At 64.8% G+C, this 18460-nt stretch carries 17 protein-coding genes; 8 read left to right on the top strand and 9 right to left on the bottom strand.

Features of this window, described 5'->3' with window-relative positions; genetic code table 11:
* Positions 1-125: 125 nt before the first annotated feature.
* From FXF75_RS02650 to FXF75_RS02640, 3 genes are all read right to left on the bottom strand, one after another.
* Positions 126-1214 carry a YihY/virulence factor BrkB family protein gene (locus tag FXF75_RS02650; RefSeq protein WP_163520000.1) on the bottom strand — a complete coding sequence of 363 codons (1089 nt, stop codon included), beginning with the start codon at positions 1212-1214 and terminating at the stop codon, positions 126-128.
* A 58-nt stretch (positions 1215-1272) separates the two neighbouring features.
* On the bottom strand, positions 1273-2034 hold the full coding sequence (locus FXF75_RS02645; protein ID WP_163519999.1) for a hypothetical protein: 762 nt from the start codon (positions 2032-2034) through the stop codon (positions 1273-1275).
* Positions 2035-2559: 525 nt separating this feature from the next.
* Positions 2560-3348 carry a hypothetical protein gene (locus FXF75_RS02640; protein WP_163519998.1) on the bottom strand — a complete coding sequence of 263 codons (789 nt, stop codon included), beginning with the start codon at positions 3346-3348 and terminating at the stop codon, positions 2560-2562.
* A 117-nt stretch (positions 3349-3465) separates the two neighbouring features.
* On the opposite strand from FXF75_RS02640, the gene FXF75_RS02635 reads away from it, so the two are divergent.
* On the top strand, positions 3466-4716 hold the full coding sequence (locus FXF75_RS02635; RefSeq protein WP_163519997.1) for a tRNA (N(6)-L-threonylcarbamoyladenosine(37)-C(2))-methylthiotransferase: 1251 nt from the start codon (positions 3466-3468) through the stop codon (positions 4714-4716).
* Positions 4717-4746: 30 nt separating this feature from the next.
* On the opposite strand, the gene FXF75_RS02630 is transcribed toward FXF75_RS02635, so the two are convergent.
* The 3 genes from FXF75_RS02630 to FXF75_RS02620 all read right to left on the bottom strand — a co-directional run bounded on the left by FXF75_RS02630 (position 4747) and on the right by FXF75_RS02620 (position 7289).
* On the bottom strand, positions 4747-5583 hold the full coding sequence (locus tag FXF75_RS02630; protein WP_163519996.1) for a plastocyanin/azurin family copper-binding protein: 837 nt from the start codon (positions 5581-5583) through the stop codon (positions 4747-4749).
* A gap of 154 nt (positions 5584-5737) precedes the next feature.
* A complete protein-coding gene (locus tag FXF75_RS02625) occupies positions 5738-6664 on the bottom strand; it encodes a cation diffusion facilitator family transporter (protein WP_163519995.1) in 927 nt (308 codons plus the stop codon).
* Between the two features lie 76 nt (positions 6665-6740).
* A complete protein-coding gene (locus FXF75_RS02620) occupies positions 6741-7289 on the bottom strand; it encodes an HIT domain-containing protein (RefSeq protein ID WP_163519994.1) in 549 nt (182 codons plus the stop codon).
* A 785-nt stretch (positions 7290-8074) separates the two neighbouring features.
* Between FXF75_RS02620 and FXF75_RS02615 the strand changes: the two genes are divergently transcribed.
* Complete coding sequence (locus FXF75_RS02615; protein WP_163519993.1) at positions 8075-8275, top strand: hypothetical protein; 201 nt, start codon at positions 8075-8077, stop codon at positions 8273-8275.
* Positions 8276-8434: 159 nt separating this feature from the next.
* Here FXF75_RS02615 and map read toward each other — a convergent pair whose 3' ends face one another.
* Positions 8435-9331, bottom strand: a complete 897-nt coding sequence (gene map / locus FXF75_RS02610) for a type II methionyl aminopeptidase (RefSeq protein WP_163519992.1) — start codon at positions 9329-9331, stop codon at positions 8435-8437.
* Positions 9332-9568: 237 nt separating this feature from the next.
* Here map and FXF75_RS02605 point away from each other — a divergent pair, with 237 nt between their 5' ends.
* Positions 9569-11212 carry a hypothetical protein gene (locus FXF75_RS02605; protein ID WP_163519991.1) on the top strand — a complete coding sequence of 548 codons (1644 nt, stop codon included), beginning with the start codon at positions 9569-9571 and terminating at the stop codon, positions 11210-11212.
* Positions 11213-11336: 124 nt separating this feature from the next.
* On the opposite strand, the gene FXF75_RS02600 is transcribed toward FXF75_RS02605, so the two are convergent.
* On the bottom strand, positions 11337-12203 hold the full coding sequence (locus FXF75_RS02600) for an isoaspartyl peptidase/L-asparaginase (RefSeq protein WP_163519990.1): 867 nt from the start codon (positions 12201-12203) through the stop codon (positions 11337-11339).
* 135 nt (positions 12204-12338) lie between these two features.
* Between FXF75_RS02600 and FXF75_RS02595 the strand changes: the two genes are divergently transcribed.
* The 3 genes from FXF75_RS02595 to FXF75_RS02585 all read left to right on the top strand — a co-directional run bounded on the left by FXF75_RS02595 (position 12339) and on the right by FXF75_RS02585 (position 15528).
* Positions 12339-13046, top strand: coding sequence for a hypothetical protein (locus FXF75_RS02595; protein WP_163519989.1), 708 nt, complete (start codon positions 12339-12341; stop codon positions 13044-13046).
* A 96-nt stretch (positions 13047-13142) separates the two neighbouring features.
* Positions 13143-14405, top strand: a complete 1263-nt coding sequence (icd, locus tag FXF75_RS02590) for an isocitrate dehydrogenase (NADP(+)) (RefSeq protein ID WP_163519988.1) — start codon at positions 13143-13145, stop codon at positions 14403-14405.
* Between the two features lie 217 nt (positions 14406-14622).
* A complete protein-coding gene (locus FXF75_RS02585; protein WP_163519987.1) occupies positions 14623-15528 on the top strand; it encodes a lipopolysaccharide assembly protein LapB in 906 nt (301 codons plus the stop codon).
* Between the two features lie 280 nt (positions 15529-15808).
* On the opposite strand, the gene FXF75_RS02580 is transcribed toward FXF75_RS02585, so the two are convergent.
* Positions 15809-16147 (bottom strand): cupin domain-containing protein, encoded by a 339-nt coding sequence (locus FXF75_RS02580; RefSeq protein WP_163519986.1) that lies wholly within the window; start codon positions 16145-16147, stop codon positions 15809-15811.
* A gap of 128 nt (positions 16148-16275) precedes the next feature.
* Between FXF75_RS02580 and FXF75_RS02575 the strand changes: the two genes are divergently transcribed.
* Complete coding sequence (locus tag FXF75_RS02575) at positions 16276-16806, top strand: DUF5817 domain-containing protein (RefSeq protein WP_163519985.1); 531 nt, start codon at positions 16276-16278, stop codon at positions 16804-16806.
* Between the two features lie 344 nt (positions 16807-17150).
* The gene (gene hmgA / locus FXF75_RS02570; RefSeq protein WP_163519984.1) at positions 17151-18374 is read left to right on the top strand and encodes a hydroxymethylglutaryl-CoA reductase (NADPH); all 1224 of its coding nucleotides are present in this window, start codon (positions 17151-17153) and stop codon (positions 18372-18374) included.
* Positions 18375-18460: the final 86 nt, after the last annotated feature.

Here is an 18460-nt window from a genome sequence, read left to right as displayed (position 1 = left end):
GGCGCGACACCGGCGGGATACCGTCGTCTGGAGGGCATGGCACGGGGTTCAGGCCGCCACATATGTTTTTTCGTTCACAGCTACGCGAGGTCGCTCGGCGAGTCGTTCGACCGTCCGCGGGCGTCTCAGTCGTCTGCCGGGCGCTCGCTCGCTTCGACGGCTTCGGACTCCTCGGCGACGGTCCACTGGAGCGTGACCGTCCACCGACGCTCGTCGCCGTCCACCGTCTGGTGCTCGGTTAGTTGCACGTCGCCCGCCGGACGGGGGCGTCGGTCCTCGTCGTCAGAATGGGTGGCCGGGCGCATCCCGTCGTAGCGTCCGGCGAGTTCGTTCCGGAGGTCCGCGAGGTAGTCGGCGAGTTCCTCGCGGTCGAGCGTCTCCTCGCGCTGAGTGTCGTAACTCGTCGCTGCCCGTCCCACGCCGCCCGGTTCGCCGGAGGAGTGCCCGCCGACAACGGCGTTGATGACGGCACCGAGGAGCAGAACCAGTCCGGAGAAGTAGAGGTACGTGACGACGAGGATGACGCTCCCGAAGAAGCTCCCCGACCCGGGGTCCTTGAACAAGAGGTAGACCTGAAAGACGCCCTGAAGCACGGCCCACCCGACGGCGGCGAACACCACGCCGGGTAGTACGTCGTCCAGTCCCACCTCCGTGTCTGGGAACCGATAGTACATCGGGTAGAACGCGATGACGAGTCCGGCGACGAGGACCAGCGGCGTCAGCAACCCGACGAACGGAATCGAGTCGGAGAAGCGGGAGAACGCGACCGTGACGCCTATCGTCGAGACGATAGCGACGACGAGCGCGACGAGGACGACGATACCGTCTTTCAACTGGTCGACGAACGAGTTCCGGCCCCTCGTCTCGTATATCTCGGAGAAGGCCGTGTCGAGACCGCGGAATATCTTGAGCGTCCCCCACAGGAGGACGACAAGACCCACGACCGAGGCCCCGGCGGCCGAGGAGTTCCCGCGAAATATCTCCTCGACGACGTTCGCTATCGGGCCGGGGAGCCAGTTCCCAGCGACGGCGACGACTCGGGCTTCGAGACCGCCGCCGAACGTGGAGACGACCAGCAGGAGCAACAGCAGCATCGGTGCGAGCGAGACGAACGCGTTGTACGCGATACCCGCCGCCATGAACGTCACGTTCTTCTCCGAGAAGTCGGCGTACACCCGTTTTCCGAACCCCCGTGCCCGCGAAAGAGTACTCATACACCGGGTTCCGACGGGCGGTCAAAAAACTCACGCGGCCGGCTACCGGCAAGCGTCGTCAGTCGTCGTCCGAGGTCGAACCTTGGCCCTGCTCTTGGGACATGCTCGACGCGCTACTCTTGGCAGTGCCCGCCCAGCGGTTCATGTTGTTGGCGATGTAGTCCTTGCTACCCCAACCGAAGCCGACGCCGATGGCGAGCGCGAGACCCGCGGCGAGACCCCACGCGAGGGCCTGCGCGAAGATGTACAGCAACTGCACGTCGATTCCCATCGTGTCGAGACCGATGACCACGGCGGTGAAGTACAGGAACATCCGGACGCCGGTGGCGAAGTAGTGGGTGTACTGCGACTGGGTCGCCGCCCGCGTTCGCTCGATGGCGTCGCCGATGAAGTCCGAGACGATGAACCCGCCGATGATGACCAGCAGTCCGGCGATGAACGCCGGCAGATACGACACCGCGGTCGCTATCCACCGGGAGAGAATCGGGATGGCGAGCGTGTTCGCCGCCGCGAGGATGGCCAGCGCGTAGACGAACCACGCCGTGACCGACCCGAGGAAGTTCGACAGCGCGTCGCGTGAATCTCCCATCATCCGTCCTATCGGCGTGTCCTGTGCGCTGCGGTCGATTCCGGCCCGGTCGGCCACCCGCTGTACGACGCCGCCGAGTATCTTCCCGACCGCCCAACCGATTATGAGGATGACGATAGCGCCGATGAGTCGCGGGAGCGCTGCCACTATCTCCGAGAGGGCGTTCCCGAGCCACTCCGGGAGGTTTCCGAACACTCCGTCTGCCTGAAGTAGTACGTTTGGCCCGTTCATGATTTCTCGCCGGGTGAGACCGGCAGATAGGAACAGGAGACAGTCGTAGTTTGTTCTTGGCCGCATAACGAGACGGGGGTTTCAGCCCCGAACGTCGGTGTTTCGAGACACGAACCGCGGGACCGCCACCGACATCTCGGAGGGCTGTCGAATACCGCGCCCAGACCGAGACCGCAGTGAAACACGACGAAACGAACACGCGCCTGAAAGTTCGACGGAACAAAGCCGGTGCGACGGTCGCGACGCTTGCAGAACCGACCGACACGACGGCGGGTCTCGCGGGTGACCGACTCCGTCCGACCTCTCGGAAGACGGGGAGCTATCCAGAGCACGTCGCCGCGCAGTCGGGACTGGCGGAATCTGTCGCGAACGTGTCCGAACCAATGAATATGAAACGCACGTTTTCTACCCCCGACACGTTTCCGATAGAATGGTCTCGCCGCGAATCACTGCGACAGGTTCGTCTCGCCCGTGGTCTCCAACCTTGGGGAACGCGAGACGCACTCAAAAGGACGTTTCGGCGGACTACGGAACGGATTCGCCGTCGGTCCGCGCCGCGGTCACATCGTGTCCGCCAGCGGAGTCCCGACCGGTCTGTCCGTCGCCGTCGGACGCGACGAGTGCCCGGTAGAAGACGACGCGATAGGTCTGTAAGACGGCCCAGCCGACGGTTCCGACGGCGAGGATTCCGAAGGTGAGCGGTGTCGAGTCGGGCGTGACGGTGACGAGGATTCCCTCCAATTCGGAGCGCTCGACGAACGTAGCGCCGTGAAGCAGTCCGAAAGGTACTTCGAGAACGGTGTACCCGAGGACGGGACCGAAATTCGAGGTGGCGACGTCGTAGCTCCGTCGCATGGCGTCTCTCGGAGTCTCACCCTCCAGAACGATGGCGAGGTCGGCGAACTGGAACACGAGAGCCGCCGCGGCTATCGCCACGAGGCACACGACGAGCGCCAACTGAGCGGGGAGGACGACGAGAAGGAGTATCACGGCGATACCACCGCCGAAAGCGAGTAGGAGAGACACCCCGACGACTCGCAGATAGTTCCGGACGCCTGCATTGACGACTACGTCGAACGAGACGCGGTCGTGGACGACCGCGCGGTTCACGAGGTCGAGAACGCCGACCGTGACGGCCGGGCCGACGACTATCGAGGCGCGAGCCAGCAGTTTCTGACCGAACTCCGAGAGACCGAAGTGGTGCCCGCTCCCCAAGAGGTTCCCGACGAGACCGAGGGCCACGAGGTAACCGAAAAGCGTCGGGCGACGGCGGAGGAGCGAAACGGCGTCGCCGAGCGTATCGAGAACGACCATACGTGGGCCGTCGAATTTCGGCGTCAAAAGGTTGGCCTTTTGAACTAACTGGGGTAGGTCGAACACGTCCCGATTCGTCGCGCTTTTGCCCGCGTAGCCGAAACGTTTCGTCAGCGAATGGCCCGGTATCACATCGAAACCTACGGTTGCACGTCGAACCGGGGCGAGAGTCGCCAGATAGAGCGGCGGCTCCGCGACGCGGGCCACCACCGCGTCGAGGGTCCCGACGAGGCCGACGTGGCTATCCTCAACACCTGCACCGTAGTCGAGAAGACCGAGCGCAACATGCTGCGGCGGGCCGAGGAGTTGGAAGACGAGACGGCCGACCTCATCGTGACCGGTTGCATGGCGCTCGCGCAGGGCGAGGAGTTCCGCGACGCCGAGGTGGACGCCGACGTCATCCACTGGGACGAGGTTCCGGAGGCCGTCACGAACGGCGAGTGTCCGACGACGACGCCCGACGCCGAACCCGTATTGGACGGCGTCATCGGCATCCTCCCCATCGCCCGCGGTTGCATGTCCGACTGCTCGTACTGCATCACCAAGCAGGCGACCGGCAAAATCGACTCGCCGCCGGTCTCCGAGAACGTCGAGAAGGCCCGCGCGCTGGTCCACGCTGGCGCGAAGGAGATTCGAATTACCGGACAGGACACCGGCGTCTACGGGTGGGACACGGGCGAGCGCAAACTCCACGAACTGCTCGACCGCATCTGCGACATCGAGGGCGACTTCCGGGTCCGCGTCGGGATGGCGAACCCGAAGGGCGTCCACGGCATCCGCGAGGAACTCGCGGAGGTGTTCGCGGAGAACGAGAAGCTATACAACTTCATCCACGCGCCGGTCCAATCCGGGAGCGACGACGTGCTGGGCGACATGCGCCGTCAGCATCAGGTCTCGGAGTACGTCGAAATCGTCGAGACGTTCGACGAGTATCTGGACTACTGGACGCTCTCGACCGACTTCATCGTCGGCTTCCCCACCGAGGAGGAGGAAGACCACGCCCAGAGCATGGCGCTCCTGCGCGAGACCCGACCCGAGAAGATAAACGTCACCCGGTTCTCGAAGCGCCCCGGCACCGACGCCGCCGAGATGAAAGGCCTCGGGGGCACCAAGAAGAAGGAGCGCTCGAAGGAGATGTCCGAACTCAAGATGGACGTGGTGGCCGAGGCCTACGACGCGATGGTCGGCGAGACCCACGAAGTGCTGGCGGTCGAGGAGGGGACCGGCGACTCCGTGAAGTGCTACGACGAGGCCTATCGACAGGTCATCGTCCAGAACGCCGACGACCACGGCGTCGAGGTCGGCGACTTCGTGGACGTGGAGATTACGGGCCACAGCACGGTGTACGCGTTCGGCGAACCGGTCTGATGGAGGAGCGTCATCCCGCGAACGAGCGTACTACTGTTCCTCGACGACGATAGCGCCGACCATCCCTGCGGACCGGTGGGCCAGACAGTAGAACCAGTAGACGCCGGGCACTTCGAAGGTATTGCTGTACTCGTAGCCCTCGTTGTAGAGTTTCGAGTCGTCGCCGGGCGTCCCCTGCCAGTCGGCGGTGTCAGGTTGGTCACGGACGCGGACGTTGTGGTCGTCGGACTCCCAGACGAACTCGACTTCGGTTCCGACGGGGACTTTCAGCGGGCGGACGGTACCGGGCGCGAACTGTTGGTCGTGGTCCGCTCCGACAGTCACCGGCAGGTCGTCGGCCGTGGCGTACTCCGCGGCGACGCCCTCGGGTGTGACGAAAATCGCGCCGGACCCACCGACGGTTTCGTGGGGAGCGCAGTGGAACTCGTAGATTCCGGGCACCTCGAAGGTGTGCGAGAAGGAATAACCCTCTCGGTACACCGTACCCGTACCGCCGGGAGACCCCGCCCAATCGGCGGGGTCGGGTTGGTCGTCCACGACGACGTTGTGAGTGTCGGACTCCCAGACGAACTCCACCGTCGTACCTGCGGCGACGACGAGAGGTTCGTCGCCCGACGGGTCGAACGCGAGGCGTCCGCCGGGACCGACCGCGACCGTGACGGTCGCGTCCGACGCGGCAGTCGTCGTCTCGGAATCGGCGACTTCGACGTCGGTGGTCGAGTCCGGCGACGGGTCTCGGTCGTCGGTCTCGCTACCGGCGAGACTGCCTCGTACACCCCCGAGGCACCCGGAGAGCGCTCCGGTTGCGAGCGCGACACCGCTGGCTTTCAGTACGGTTCGTCGGTCGGGGCGGCGGTCGGGTAGCATGGGAACCACGCCCGATATGGTTCGGGAGAAATCATAAGAGGGCGCCCGATTCCCAGAAGTTGAAAACTACCTAACCATTTTGAGGGGTGTTTGGGACGAATAGACAGTTGACCACGGGGGAATGTGTCCCCAAACACTGTGCTCGACTCAGCGCTCACAGCTCCGGCGGACCGTCGTCGACCAATTCGTCTATCGACTCGTCGGTCTTCCACTCGCCGAGTTCCTTCGGGTCCACGTGGACGAACACGTCGTCCACTTCGTCCAGTTCGCGGATGGACTGCACCACGTCGGTCTCGATGTCGTGGGTTTCGAACAGCGTTCGGTCGCCCTCGACTTCGATGTGGAGGCTCACGTCTATCTCCGGCCCTACGTAGTGGGCGATGACGTCGTGAGCGCCCTCCACGTCCGGGTGGTCGAGCGCCCGGCGGATGATTTCGCCCCGCAGGTCCTCGGGCGGCGCGCTCCCGACGAGGTAATCGACGTTGTCCTGAACGATTTCGTACCCCGTGTAGAGAATACCGAGCGAGACGACGCCCGCCGCGATGGGGTCCAGAATCGGCATTCCCACGCCCGCCCCGAGGACGCCGACCAGTGCCGCGCCGGCGGTCAGGATGTCGTTGCGGTTGTCGAGCGCCGTCGCGGTCAGCGCCGGGGAGCGCGTCCGGTCGGCCGCCCGGAGACAGTACCGATAGAGACCAAACTTCACCGCGGCGGTGGCGACCAGCACCGCCACCGCGGCAGGAGAGGTCACGGCGGCCCCGACTTCGCCCGAGAGAATCGAGGTGGTCGCCCGCCAGAGGACCGCACCACCCGCCGCGAAGACGCCCACCGCGATGAACAGCGAGACGAACGGTTCGATTCGCTCGTGTCCGTGGGGGTGACTGAAGTCGGGCGGTCGGGTCGTCAGGTAGAGACCCGCGAGGATGACCACGCTGTAGCCCGAGTCGGCGAGGCTGTTGACCGCCTCGGACCCGACGGCCAGACTGCCGGTCGTCCACCAGACGAACCCCTTGGCGACCACCAGCAGCACGTTGACCGCCAAGACGACCGCGCCGACCCGGCGGACCGCGTGCTTGCTCATCGCGCCCACCTTCGGACCCCGGAACCAAGGGCGTGTCGTTCGGTCGGGGTCGCCGCCCGAACCGGTACCCGGCGCGTCAACGCTGGAACCGGAAGCGAACCGACGACTCCTCGTCTGGAACCTCCGCGCCGTCCTGTTCGGCGAACGCTTCGCGCACCCGGTCGTACGTCTCGTCGATGGCCTGCACGATGACCTTCGTGTCCGAGACGACCGGCATGAAGTTGGTGTCGCCCTCCCACCGCGGGACGACGTGCGTGTGGAGGTGGTCGTCGATGGACCCGCCCGCGCCCTCCCCGAGGTTGAGACCCGCGTTGAAGCCGCTGGGAGAGAGTGCGGTCTCGAGCGCGTCGAAGGTCCGTTGCTTGAGGCGGGCGTGGTCGAGCAGGACCGCCTCGGAGAGGTCGCGGTAGTCGCCCGTGTGTTCGCGCGGCACGACCATCGCGTGGCCCGGGTTGTAGGGGTAGTTGTTGAACATCACGAAGGCGTGGTCGCTGCGGGCGACAACGAGATTGTCGCGGTCGTCGTCGCGTTCCGGGAGTTCACAGAACACGCACCCCTCGATTTCGTCGTCCTCGTCGTCTCGTTCGACCCACTCGATGCGCCACGGCGCGAAGACCTGTTCCATGCGTCGTCATTACGAGCGCGACGATTTATACCGTCTGCTGTCGGTCGTTGCCGAGTTACGTCTCGATACTACCGTACACGGTGGGGAGTTTCGCACGAGCGACGAACCCGTCGGCGGTAACCGAGTGCAAGTTCCCCCGCCGTTCGAAGGGGCCGAGACCAGAACTACCTCGTTACTACTGTCTGCTCGGAGGTAATCACGACTTAGAGCGCGAACTCGTCGGCTTAGATACGTGCGAAACGACGTGCAACCGTTCGTCGGTGAAACGGTGACCCCACTCTACCGTCGAGTAGTACCGGTATCGATTGACGGTAGTTCGTTTCGACCGTAGTGTCCTTCGTGTTACAGTATAGCACCAGTTGATACCACAGTTCTGATACGGTTAGCTTGTCTCGGTCTCTCAACGACCGCCGCCACGTCCAACACATCGCGGTCTCCGCCGGCAACTCTCGGAAGTCGTTCTACTACGCCTACGACCGTGAGCGCGGTAACGCGTGTAACTGCTGGCCCGGTTCTCTTCGACGGACCGCTCGGAGTTAGGTCCACGCAGGCCCGGTTCTACCGACCTCAGACCGCCGGAAGAAGTATATAAATATTCCGGCCGTTGCAGGCGGTTTTTGTTTCATTACTTCCGCAAACGAGCCTATAAACTGTTTCGGCTACTCTCGTCCAATTTTGCGGGTAAATCGCAAGACGGGAGCCGAATGAACGGTTCGAACGCCCCCCAACGGATTGGGGTTTTTATGCTCCTATCAGCGCAAGAAGAAGGTGAGAGGAAGGTCACGATGGCAACACAAAACCAAAGCTTCCAGGCGATTACGGAATCGTGCGACGAATGCGGACGCGAGACGCCACACGACGTCTCCGTCCAGATTCGGACCGAGAGCCAGAAACGCGAGAACGCCGAATTCTCGCGCGAACCGTACCGTGTGACCGAATGTCAGATATGTGGTGAGGAGTCCATCCAGCGGATGAACAACGCGTAACGCCGCCACCGCTCTCCCCGCGTAACGAAGCGTGGGTGGAGGTTTCCGAGAAATCCGTTACCGGCGACCGGTCGTAATCGCCTTTTTGCGGACGCCAAACGTTCGAGATATCGATACTCGCTCGGAGAACGGGAATCGAGAGATGCCGAGTGAGTCGCGCTACTTCGTCGTCACTTCGCAGCCGTCCTCGGTCACGATGAGCGTGTGTTCCTTCTGGCTGACTAGTTTCCCGTCGTCCTCCTTGAGGACCGGATAGCCGTGGACGATGTCGTTCATCTTCAGGCGACGGAGCGCCATCTTCGCGCGCGAGACGTCCAACCACCGGGTGGCGAAGGGGAGGGTCTTGAACTCCTCCGATATCTGTTCGAGTGCTTTCCGGGCCTGTCGGTCGCGGACCGACCCCTCGCGTTCGAGCGCGAATATCTCCTCGTCGTTGCCCTCGCTGACCTTGCCGGACCCGTCGGTGGCGAACGGTTCGATGGCGACCACGTCGCCGACTTCGAGTTCGACGCCCTGCGATACCTCGCGGTTCGGGATGTTCGGCGAGACGTGCTGCTGGTACTGGTCGAGACCGTGGCCGGTGAGGTTGACGACGGGGTTGTAGCCGTAGCCGTCGATGACCGACTCGATTTCCGCGCCGATTTCGCCGGTCTCGACGCCGGGTTCGACCACGTCGAGGGCGGCCTCCAGCGCCTCCGCGCTGGCCTCCTGTAGTTCGGGGTTGCCCGAGAGGTCCACCGTAATCGCGGTGTCGGCTATCCACCCGTCGACGTGGACGCCGATGTCGAGATTGACCATCTCCTCGCCGAACTCGGTGTCGTCGTCCGCGGAGGGCGTGGCGTGGGCGGCCTCCTCGTCCACGCTGATGTTGACCGGGAAGGCCGGTTCCCCGCCGAGTTCCCGAATTCGGTCCTCGGCGTACTCGGCGACCTCCAACTGCGTCGTCCCGACTTCGACGCGCTCGGCGGTCTCCTCGCGGACCTGTGCGAGAATCTCGCCCGCCTCGCGGTGCTTCTCGTACTTTTCGGCATCGAGGTCAATTTCGGTGCTGCTCATGCCCCTACGTTGGCTTGAACGCCGGAAAGAGTTTGCGTCTCACGAGGGACGCAGTCGTGATAGCCCGTTTACTTCTATACAGACGTTCCTATCGGGCCACATATCACCGAGCGGTTAGGGGTGTCGTACCAGCGGGACAACTCCGCGGTAACGGCAGTAATAGGCCGTCAAAACCCCAAACGGTACGAAACAGTTGGTCCCGTTTATTGGCGGCTCCGGCGATATGATTGCCTGCATATGCAACGAGAAACCGGTGCAGTGCTGATGGTGACAGCCCTGATGCTCGCCAGCGTCCCGCTGGCGACACTCGGGGGGACGTCACCGTCCGCAGCCGACGAAACGAACGGAGTAGAGTTACAGAACGTCACGGTCGAACAACTGGAGTTAGCCAACGCCACGATTCAGAACGCAGTGATTCAGGTGATGCACGTCGATACGGTCGAAGTCGTCGGACAGAACGAGACTCTCGACAACGCGACGCTCAGGAACGTCAGACTCCAGAACCTGACGTTCGAGAACGTCTCGATGGAGAACCTCCAGACCGACGACCAGACGCTCTCGCAGGCGCTGAGTGGGAACACGTCGGTCCAGTCGGTCGTCGTGCAGGACCTCACTATTCAGCGGATGAACGTCTCGCGACTCGTCGTTCAGGACATCCGCGTCCAGAGTAGTGCGGGCCAGCAGGCGGGTGCCCAGACGACGACCACCGAGGAGGCCGCACTGCAGGAGGAGACCACGACGACCGAGGAGGGTGTCGGTGCACAGGAGACCACCACCACCACCGAAGCCGACGGACAGGAGACCGCCGCTGCGGGGCAACAGACCACGACCCCCGCCGACGGCCAGACCCAACTCGGCGAGGTCAGTGTCGATAGCGCGACCATCCAGTCCGTCGACGTGCAGGAGATGAGCATCCAGTCGCTCGTCTTGCTGAACGTCGATACCGGCGGTATCCAGACGCCGACGACCACCGCCGAAGAGACGACGGTCGCGGCCGAAGAGACTACGACGACCACCGAGGAGACCACGACGACCGAAGAGGGTATGGGTGCCGAGGAGACCACCACCCCAGAAGGTGAAGTGGGCGTCGAAGAGACTACCGCTGCAGAAGGCGGCGTCGGCGCGGAGGAGACCACGACCGAGGAGGCAGCACTACAGGAAGAGACAACGACCGAAGCGGGCGTCGGTGCGCAGGAGACCACCACCCCGGAAGATGAAGTCGGTGCGCAAGAGACCACCACGACCACCGAGACCACCACGACGACCGAAGAGACCACCACGACCACCGAAGCCGCGGGCGCGCAAGCCGGTGACGGAACGACCGTGAGTAGCGTCTCCGTCGAGAGCGTGACCGTCCAGCAGGCCACCATCGGTACGGCGTCCGCCGACGCGGTGCGGGTGCAGGGCGGCGAACTCTCCGTCGTCTCGTTCCGGAACCTGCAAGCCCCATCGGAGGTCCAGCAGGGCGAGCAGTACACCGTGAGCGCGACCGTCGTCAACATCGGTACCGACAGAACCACCAAGCAAGTGTCCTACCGCATCGCCGGGAACGTCATCGAGGCGAACCTCGTCGAGGTGCCCGCGAGGGGTGCCGCGACCGTGACGTTCAACGTCAGCGTCGGACAGTTCCCCGCTGGAACCTACAGTCACGGGGTCTACACCGACGGTGCGCGACTGACCGGGCAGCTATCGATAGCGGAGAGTAACCAGACCGACACGGGCGAGATAAACACCGGCGCTGAGGAGACGACCGCCGCCGGTCAGCAGACCACGACGACCGAAGAAGAGACGACTACGACCGAAGAAGGCGCAGGTGCCGAGGAGACGACAACCACGGAGGAAACGGCCGAAGGCGAGCAGACGACCACTGCGGAGATGTGAGCGGCTTCGACTTCGATTTCTTTTTTCGGGCGCGACGACGGTAGCCGCGGCGTCGTTCGCCAGTCGCAATCGTGTCCTCGTCGTTCGACTCTCTGATAGCGATTCGTCTCGCTACCGAGTCCAACTACCTGCTCGCGGTTCGACTGCTCACCGACGTCTGCATCGCGTCGCTGTTGAAGGCGCTCCCGGCGTTCCCGTCGCTGTCGAGGACGATGACGCCCGCGGACGACCCGGTGAGTTCGGCGAACTCCTCGATGGCCCTGTCGGCGGCCTCCCGAGCGTCGTGACCGGATTCGAGGTGTCGGACCGCCCGCCGGGTCAGCGTGGCCTTGGCGATGTCTTCTCCCGCGCCCGTCGCACTGGCAGCGCCTGCAGGGGCCGCGAAGAACCCGCTCCCGATTTGAGGTACGTCGCCGACTCGACCCGCCAGCGCCAGCCACCGACCGCCGGTCGAGGTCGCGGCGGCGAACTCGTCGCCGTCGTACGCGACCGCGCCCACCGTGTCGGCCCCGCCGAACTTCTCGCGAAGCCAGTCGAGGTGTTCGCTCGGCGTCCCGTCCGGAACGTCGTCGAGGTCTGCCCACTTCTCTCGCTTCTTCTCCGACCAGAGGTCTACGCCCGTCTCGACCTCGAAGTCGGCCGCGAGGTCCACGGCGTGGTCGCCCGAAACGAGGACGTGAGGCGTCTCCTCCAGCACGACTCTGGCGGCGCTCACGGCGTGTTCGACGCCGGGCATCGAGCAGGCCGCGCCCGCCTCGCGGTCGCTCGTCATCACGCCGGCGTCGGTCCGAATCGCTCCGTCGCTCTGGACCGCGCCGCCCACTCCGGCGTTGAACCGCGGCGAAGATTCGAGAACGTGGACCGCCGACTCTACCGCGTCGAGGACGTCAGATTCGGCCGCGCCGGTCTCAGCCGCGTCGTCCAACACTGCCTGTCTCGGTACTGGTTCGTCGGGGTCGCTTCCGGCCCCGCCGTGAACGATGACCTTCATACGATGGGGTGGTTCGCGGGGGTTCTTAACTTCCGGCCAATCGGAAATCCGGGACCGACGTGCGACCGCCGTCCGGAAACCGGGGACCGAGCGCGACCGGAACAGTTACGTAGGAGTACATGTCGAGGTTCCACCATGACGACCTTCGTCAGGGACGGACCCGCCGACGTTCGAGTAATCGACCGGTGGAGCGACGGTCTAGGGTGGATAGCGCATCCGAACGAGGAGGGACGACGGGCCAGCCACGCGATTCGAGACGATGACGGTGACGTCTGGCTGTTCGACCCGCTCGACGCGCCCGGCATCGACGATATCGTGGCCGAACTCGGAGACGTTGCGGGGGTCGCCGTCCTCTCGAACTACCACGCCCGGGACGCCGGAGTACTCGCAGAGCGTCACGACGTCCCAGTCTGGCTTCCCGAGTCGATGACCCGCGTCGAGGACCGCGTCGCCGCGCCGACGGTGCGCTACGCCGCGCAACTCGGCGACTCCGGATTCCGAGTCTGCACGCGCGCTCCGCTGCCGGGATGGCGCGAGTCGGTCGCCTTCCGGCCCGCCGACGGGACGCTCTACGTGCCCGATTTGCTCGGGACCGCGCCGCTGTACCGGGTGGCCGACGAGCGCCTCGGGGTCTACACCTTCCGGCGACCGATGCCGCCCCGAGACCTGCTAGGCGGTCTCGACCCCGAGCGAATCCTCGTCGGCCACGGTGAGGGCGTGTTCGAGGACGCCGCGAGCGCCCTCTCGGCGGCGCTCGACCGTTCGCGACCGGGATTCCCGCGGGCGCTCCTTGAAAACGGGGCGAGTCAACTCCGCGCGCTCGTCGGCGTCGTTCGGGAGTAACTCTCCGGATACATTATTAGGAATTTAAGGTTGGTAATAGCCCTCCGCGGCCAAACGGCAGGCCTTTTATCCCTCTCTCACGCAGGTTTAGCTGTTATGAGCTACGACAAGGTGGAAGTTCCCGAGGACGGGGAGAAAATCACCGCCGTGGACGCCGAGAACGACGAACTCGACGTACCCGAGAACCCGATTATCCCCATCATCCACGGGGACGGAATCGGACAGGACGTCGGTCCGGCCGCCCAGAAAGTGCTGCAGAAGGCCGCTGAGGCGACCGGCCGTGAGATTCACTGGATGCGCGTCTACGCTGGCGAAAGTGCCCGCGAGAAGTATGACGAGAACCTGCCCGAGGAGACCGTCGAGGCCATCCGCGAACACCGAGTCGCCATCAAGGGGCCGCTCACGACTCCCGTCGGCGCGGGCTTCCGCTCTCTGAACGTCGCGCTTCGAAAGAAACTCGACCTCTACGCGAACGTCCGACCGACCTACCACCTCGACGGCGTTCCCTCGCCCGTCAAGGAACCGGAGAAGATGGACATGGTCAACTTCCGGGAGAACACCGAGGACGTGTACGCCGGAATCGAGTGGGAAGAGGGTACTGACGAAGTCGAGAAGGTCCGAGAGTTCGTGGAGGACGACATGGGCTTCGACGAGACCATCCATCAGGGCGCGGTCGGCATCGGCGTCAAGCCCATCACGGAGTTCGGCACCAAGCGTCTCGTCCGCAAGGCCATCGACTACGCCATCGAGAACGACCGCGACTCGGTCACACTAGTCCACAAGGGCAACATTATGAAGTTCACCGAGGGCCAGTTCCGTGACTGGGGCTACGAGGTCGCCGAAGAGGAGTACGGTGACGAGGTCATCACCGAGGACACCCTCTGGGAGGAGCAGGACGGCGAACAGCCTGACGACGCCGTCGTGGTCAACGACCGTATCGCCGACAACATGCTCCAGCAGTTGCTGACCCGTACCGAGAACTACGACGTTCTCGCCATGCCGAACCTCAACGGTGACTACCTCTCGGACGCCGCGGGCGCTCAAATCGGCGGCCTCGGCATCGCGCCCGGCGCGAACTTCGGTGACGGCCGCGTCCTCGCCGAACCGGTCCACGGCTCTGCTCCCAAGTACGCCGGACAGGACAAGGTCAACCCTTCCGCGATGATTCTCTCAGGCCGACTAATGCTGGAGTACATCGGCTGGGAAGATGCCTCCCAACTCGTTCGTGACGCCGTCGAAGCGACGATTTCCTCGAAGAAGGTCACCTACGACATCGAGCGCCAAATCGAAGGCGGCGAGAAACTCGCAACGAGTGAGTACGCCGACGAAATCTGCAAGAACATCGAAGAACTCGCGTAGAGCGTTCGTCCTCTCTTCGCTTATCCGGCCACTGTTCTTTCTGCGTCATCTCCGCTCTTTCGGACGCCGTCGATTCACACGACTCGTAGACTGTGAGACTCGACGGGCCACCGCCGCCATTCGACGATAGTCATTTCACTTACCACTCGTTCAGAGACACGATTAGTAAATTCTTTCATTCGAGAGATTTATAAAATATCGCGTCAGTGGGTGACACATGAGCACGACGGAGGTATCGGGGGGCGCGAGTCGGGTCGACAGGTGGCTCGGGGAACACTGCGACCGACTCCTCCCGTGGAAGCGACGCGCCGAGGCGTTCTACTGCGAGCAGCGGGCGAAGCGCGCCGAGAACCGCGGCGACTACGAGACGGCGCGGGAGTACTACGACCGGGCGGTCAGCACGCGGGGCCGCCTCGGCGACAGGGACGCGACGATTACACTCGGACTGCGACTGGCCGACCTCGCACGCGAACACGGGGATGCCGCCACCGCGCGCGAACACTACGAACGCGTGGTCGAACTCCACGCCCGGCGGGAGAACGCTCGGGGCGCGCTCGACGCGCTCGAACCCATGCTCGACGTTCTCGACGCCGAGGGCGAGGACGACGAACTCGCCCAGTGGTGGGGTCACGCCCTGATGATTCTGGGCAAGGCCGACCCGGGCGAACTCTCGCCCGAGCGCCGCGACGACCTGATTCGCCGGTACGCCGAGCGGATTCGCACCGAGGAGAGCGCCGGACGGCTCTACGGGTTCGCGCTCGCGCGCTTGCTCGCGGACGAAGACGAACTCGGCGCGGAACTGCTCGACGCGACGTGGGAGCGCCGCGACGTGGTTCGCGAGCAGGTGGGTCAGTTCCGGGTCGTCCTCGCGGCGGGCGTCGGCAGAGTCGCTCACGCCGAGTGTACCGGCCGGGACGTGGACCGCGAGGAGACCCTCGACTTCGTCGCCGACCACCGCGAGCGACTCTCGGTGTCGGCCGCCGCGCTCTTCGAGCGTCTTCGAGAGGGCGAGACAGACGTAGCGCCTGCGGACCTGAAGACCGGCGTCGGACCGGACGACGAGGCGGAACTTCGGGACGTGGAGGCCGAAGTGTTCGGGCGGTTGCTCGAACGACTGGGGTGAAGACGCGGTTTCGGGGGTCATCTACCTCGGCGCGTGCTGGTGCGACCCGACAGTGGTCGCGCCGACCGTGCGAGGGACGACCGAACGCAGTGAGGGAGGAGGTTGGGGAGGAGTGAGGACGTGCGGTGCTGTGCAGTTGCGGGAGACTCCTCGGAGTCGGCAATAGCTAGCTTCGACTCGACAACCACAGCGACTAACTCCAATAGAACTCCACCTGCGACTAACTCCGATTCGTCTCGCTTCGAAAGAGGGACGACCGAAAATACGAACTCGACAGCTCTCAGTCCTTCCAGTCCGGGTTCTCGCGCGGCGGACTGAAGATGTCCACGCCCTCCACGGGCACGTCGCCCCGATTCTCGGCGGCGTGCGGTTCGTCGCCCGGGATGGCGTAGGAGTCGCCCTCGCTCACTTCGAGTTCCTCGCCGTCCACGAGGAACGTCAGCGTGCCATTGGTGATGTAGCCGGTCTGCTCGTTGTCGTGGCTGTGTTCGGGCACCTCCGCGCCGGGTTCGATGAAGAAGTGTTGGACGTTCATCTCCTCGGCCCCGGCCAGCAGCGAGAGGTGGACGCCCTCGACCGCTTCCGTGGACTCTTCGGCGTCTTTGGGTACGATTTCCATGTCTGTCGGTACCGAAGAGCGCTGGCTACCTAAAGGTTCGACTGCGGGTAATCCAGTTGGGAGCCGAGTCAGTCAAATCAGGCAGTCGAGTCCGAAGATTCACGTACGAAAAAGCCCGACCTGCGGGTATGTACGCCGTCGTGGGGTGTAGCGACTGTCAGGCGCTCAAAATCGTGGAGGGGCGGCCCGAGACCACCCAGTGTCCGCGGTGCGGGAAACGCCGGAAGTTCGAGAAACTGCGGAAGTTCGTGGAGACCGACGACGAGGACCACGCCCGGGAGGTCCGGTCGTCGATGCTCGCCAACCGCCAAGACGAGGGCGAGGCGTACGCGGAACTCGACTCCTTCGCCGAGATGGACGAGCAGGTCGAGGACGCGGGCGTCTCCGACGAGGAGTATCTGGAGGCTTCCGGCATCGACTCCGAGGCGGTCGCCGAGGCCGCCGAACGCGTCGAGAACCGGTCGGCCAGCACCCGCGGCAACTCCCGGAAGGACACCGTGCTGGCGGCGCTGCGCGAACTCGACCGACCGACCGAGGACGAGGTGGTCGCGTACGCCAGCGAGCGCGGCGTTCCGGCCGAGTACGTGCGCGACGCTCTCGGAAAACTCACCCGCCGGGGCGAGGTCAGCGAGAGTCGCGGCCGGTATCGGTTACTCTGAGCGGTCGCGGAGAACGGTCCCCGAAGTGGCGTGAGCGCGGAGTACGGATAGGGATGACAGAGTACGAGAGTTCGCCGGATGGAGACCGAATCGAACTCGACTCCGCGCCGAACCGGAGCGGCGAGTGTCGCGTGCAGGAACTATCCACCCTCTCGTCCGGGAGACCACTCGGGGACCGATTTCCACTACGAACGAGACCGACATAAACATCACGCATATGTGCAGTGAAAGTAAAAGTGGTCGCGAGCGCCGGAAGGTCCGGCGGTGACGCCCGTCCTCACCGAATCGGCGGTCACCCGACCCGAATGAGAACTGTTAGGGGGCGTCCGGCTAACCGTTCGGACATGAGCGACGGTTCCGAGCCTTCACGTCTGGCCGAGAAGGTGCGCGAGGGCGAACTTCGACTGCACGAACTGGAGGACCACGCCGACGCCGAAACCGCGGCGGCGGCCCGGAGACAACTCCTCGAAATCGAGACCGACGCCGAACTGGAGACCATCGGCGACTTCGCGCTCGACGCCGAGCAAGCGACCGACGCGAACGTCGAGAACATGGTCGGGGCGGCCCAGATTCCGATGGGCGTCGTCGGTCCCGTGCAGGTCGCGGGCGGCGCGGCCGACGGCGAGTACTACCTCCCGCTGGCGACCACCGAGGGCGCGCTGGTCGCGAGCGTGAACCGGGGTTGCTCCGTCATCGCCGGGTCGGGCGGCGCGGACGCTCGCGTCACCAAGTCCGGGATGACCCGCGCGCCGGTGTTCCGGGTCGCGGGCATCGCCGAGGCCGAGACGGTGGTCTCGTGGGTCGGCGAGAACACCGAGCGCCTGCGCGAGGCCGCCGAGTCCACGACCAGTCACGGCGAACTTCTCGACGTGGACACCTACGTCGTGGGCGACTCCGTGTTCCTGCGGTTCGTCTACGACACCAAGGACGCGATGGGGATGAACATGGCGACCATCGCCACGCGGGAGGCCGCCCAAATCGTGGAGGACGAGACCGCCGCGTCGCTCGTCGCGCTCTCGGGCAACCTCTGCTCGGACAAGAAGCCGGCCGCCATCAACGCCGTCGAGGGCCGGGGTCGGAGCGTCACCGCGGACGTGAAGATTCCCCGCGAGACGGTCGAAGAACGACTGCACACCACGCCCGAGGCCATCGAGGAGGCCAACACCCGCAAGAACCTCGTGGGAAGCGCGAAGGCCGGGAGCCTCGGCTTCAACGCTCACGCCGCGAACGTGGTGGCCGCGGCGTTCCTCGCGACCGGACAGGACGCCGCGCAGGTCGTGGAGGGGAGCAACGCCATCACGACCGTCGAGGCCCGCGACGAGGACCTCTACGCGAGCGTGAGCCTCGCCAGTCTGGAGGTCGGCACGGTCGGCGGCGGGACGAAACTCCCCACTCAGTCCGAGGCGCTCGACGTGTTGGGTCTCCGGGGCGGCGGCGACCCCGCGGGAAGCAACGCCGACGCGCTCGCCGAAATCATCGCCGTGGGCGCGCTCGCCGGGGAACTCTCCCTGCTCGCGGCGCTTGCCTCCCGCCACCTGTCGAGCGCCCACGAGGACCTCGGGCGGTAGGCGTTCGGGGGACGCTCGGCGAGACGGACCGCAGTAGTTCGTCGCGCATCCGGTAGCCACAAGAACGCCGAGTTCCAAGTGACCGG

The sequence above is a fragment of the Halorussus sp. MSC15.2 genome (assembly GCF_010747475.1).
Classification (GTDB): domain Archaea; phylum Halobacteriota; class Halobacteria; order Halobacteriales; family Haladaptataceae; genus Halorussus.
Note: the sequence above shows the minus strand (reverse complement) of the source record. Positions and strands in the feature narration are given on the sequence as shown.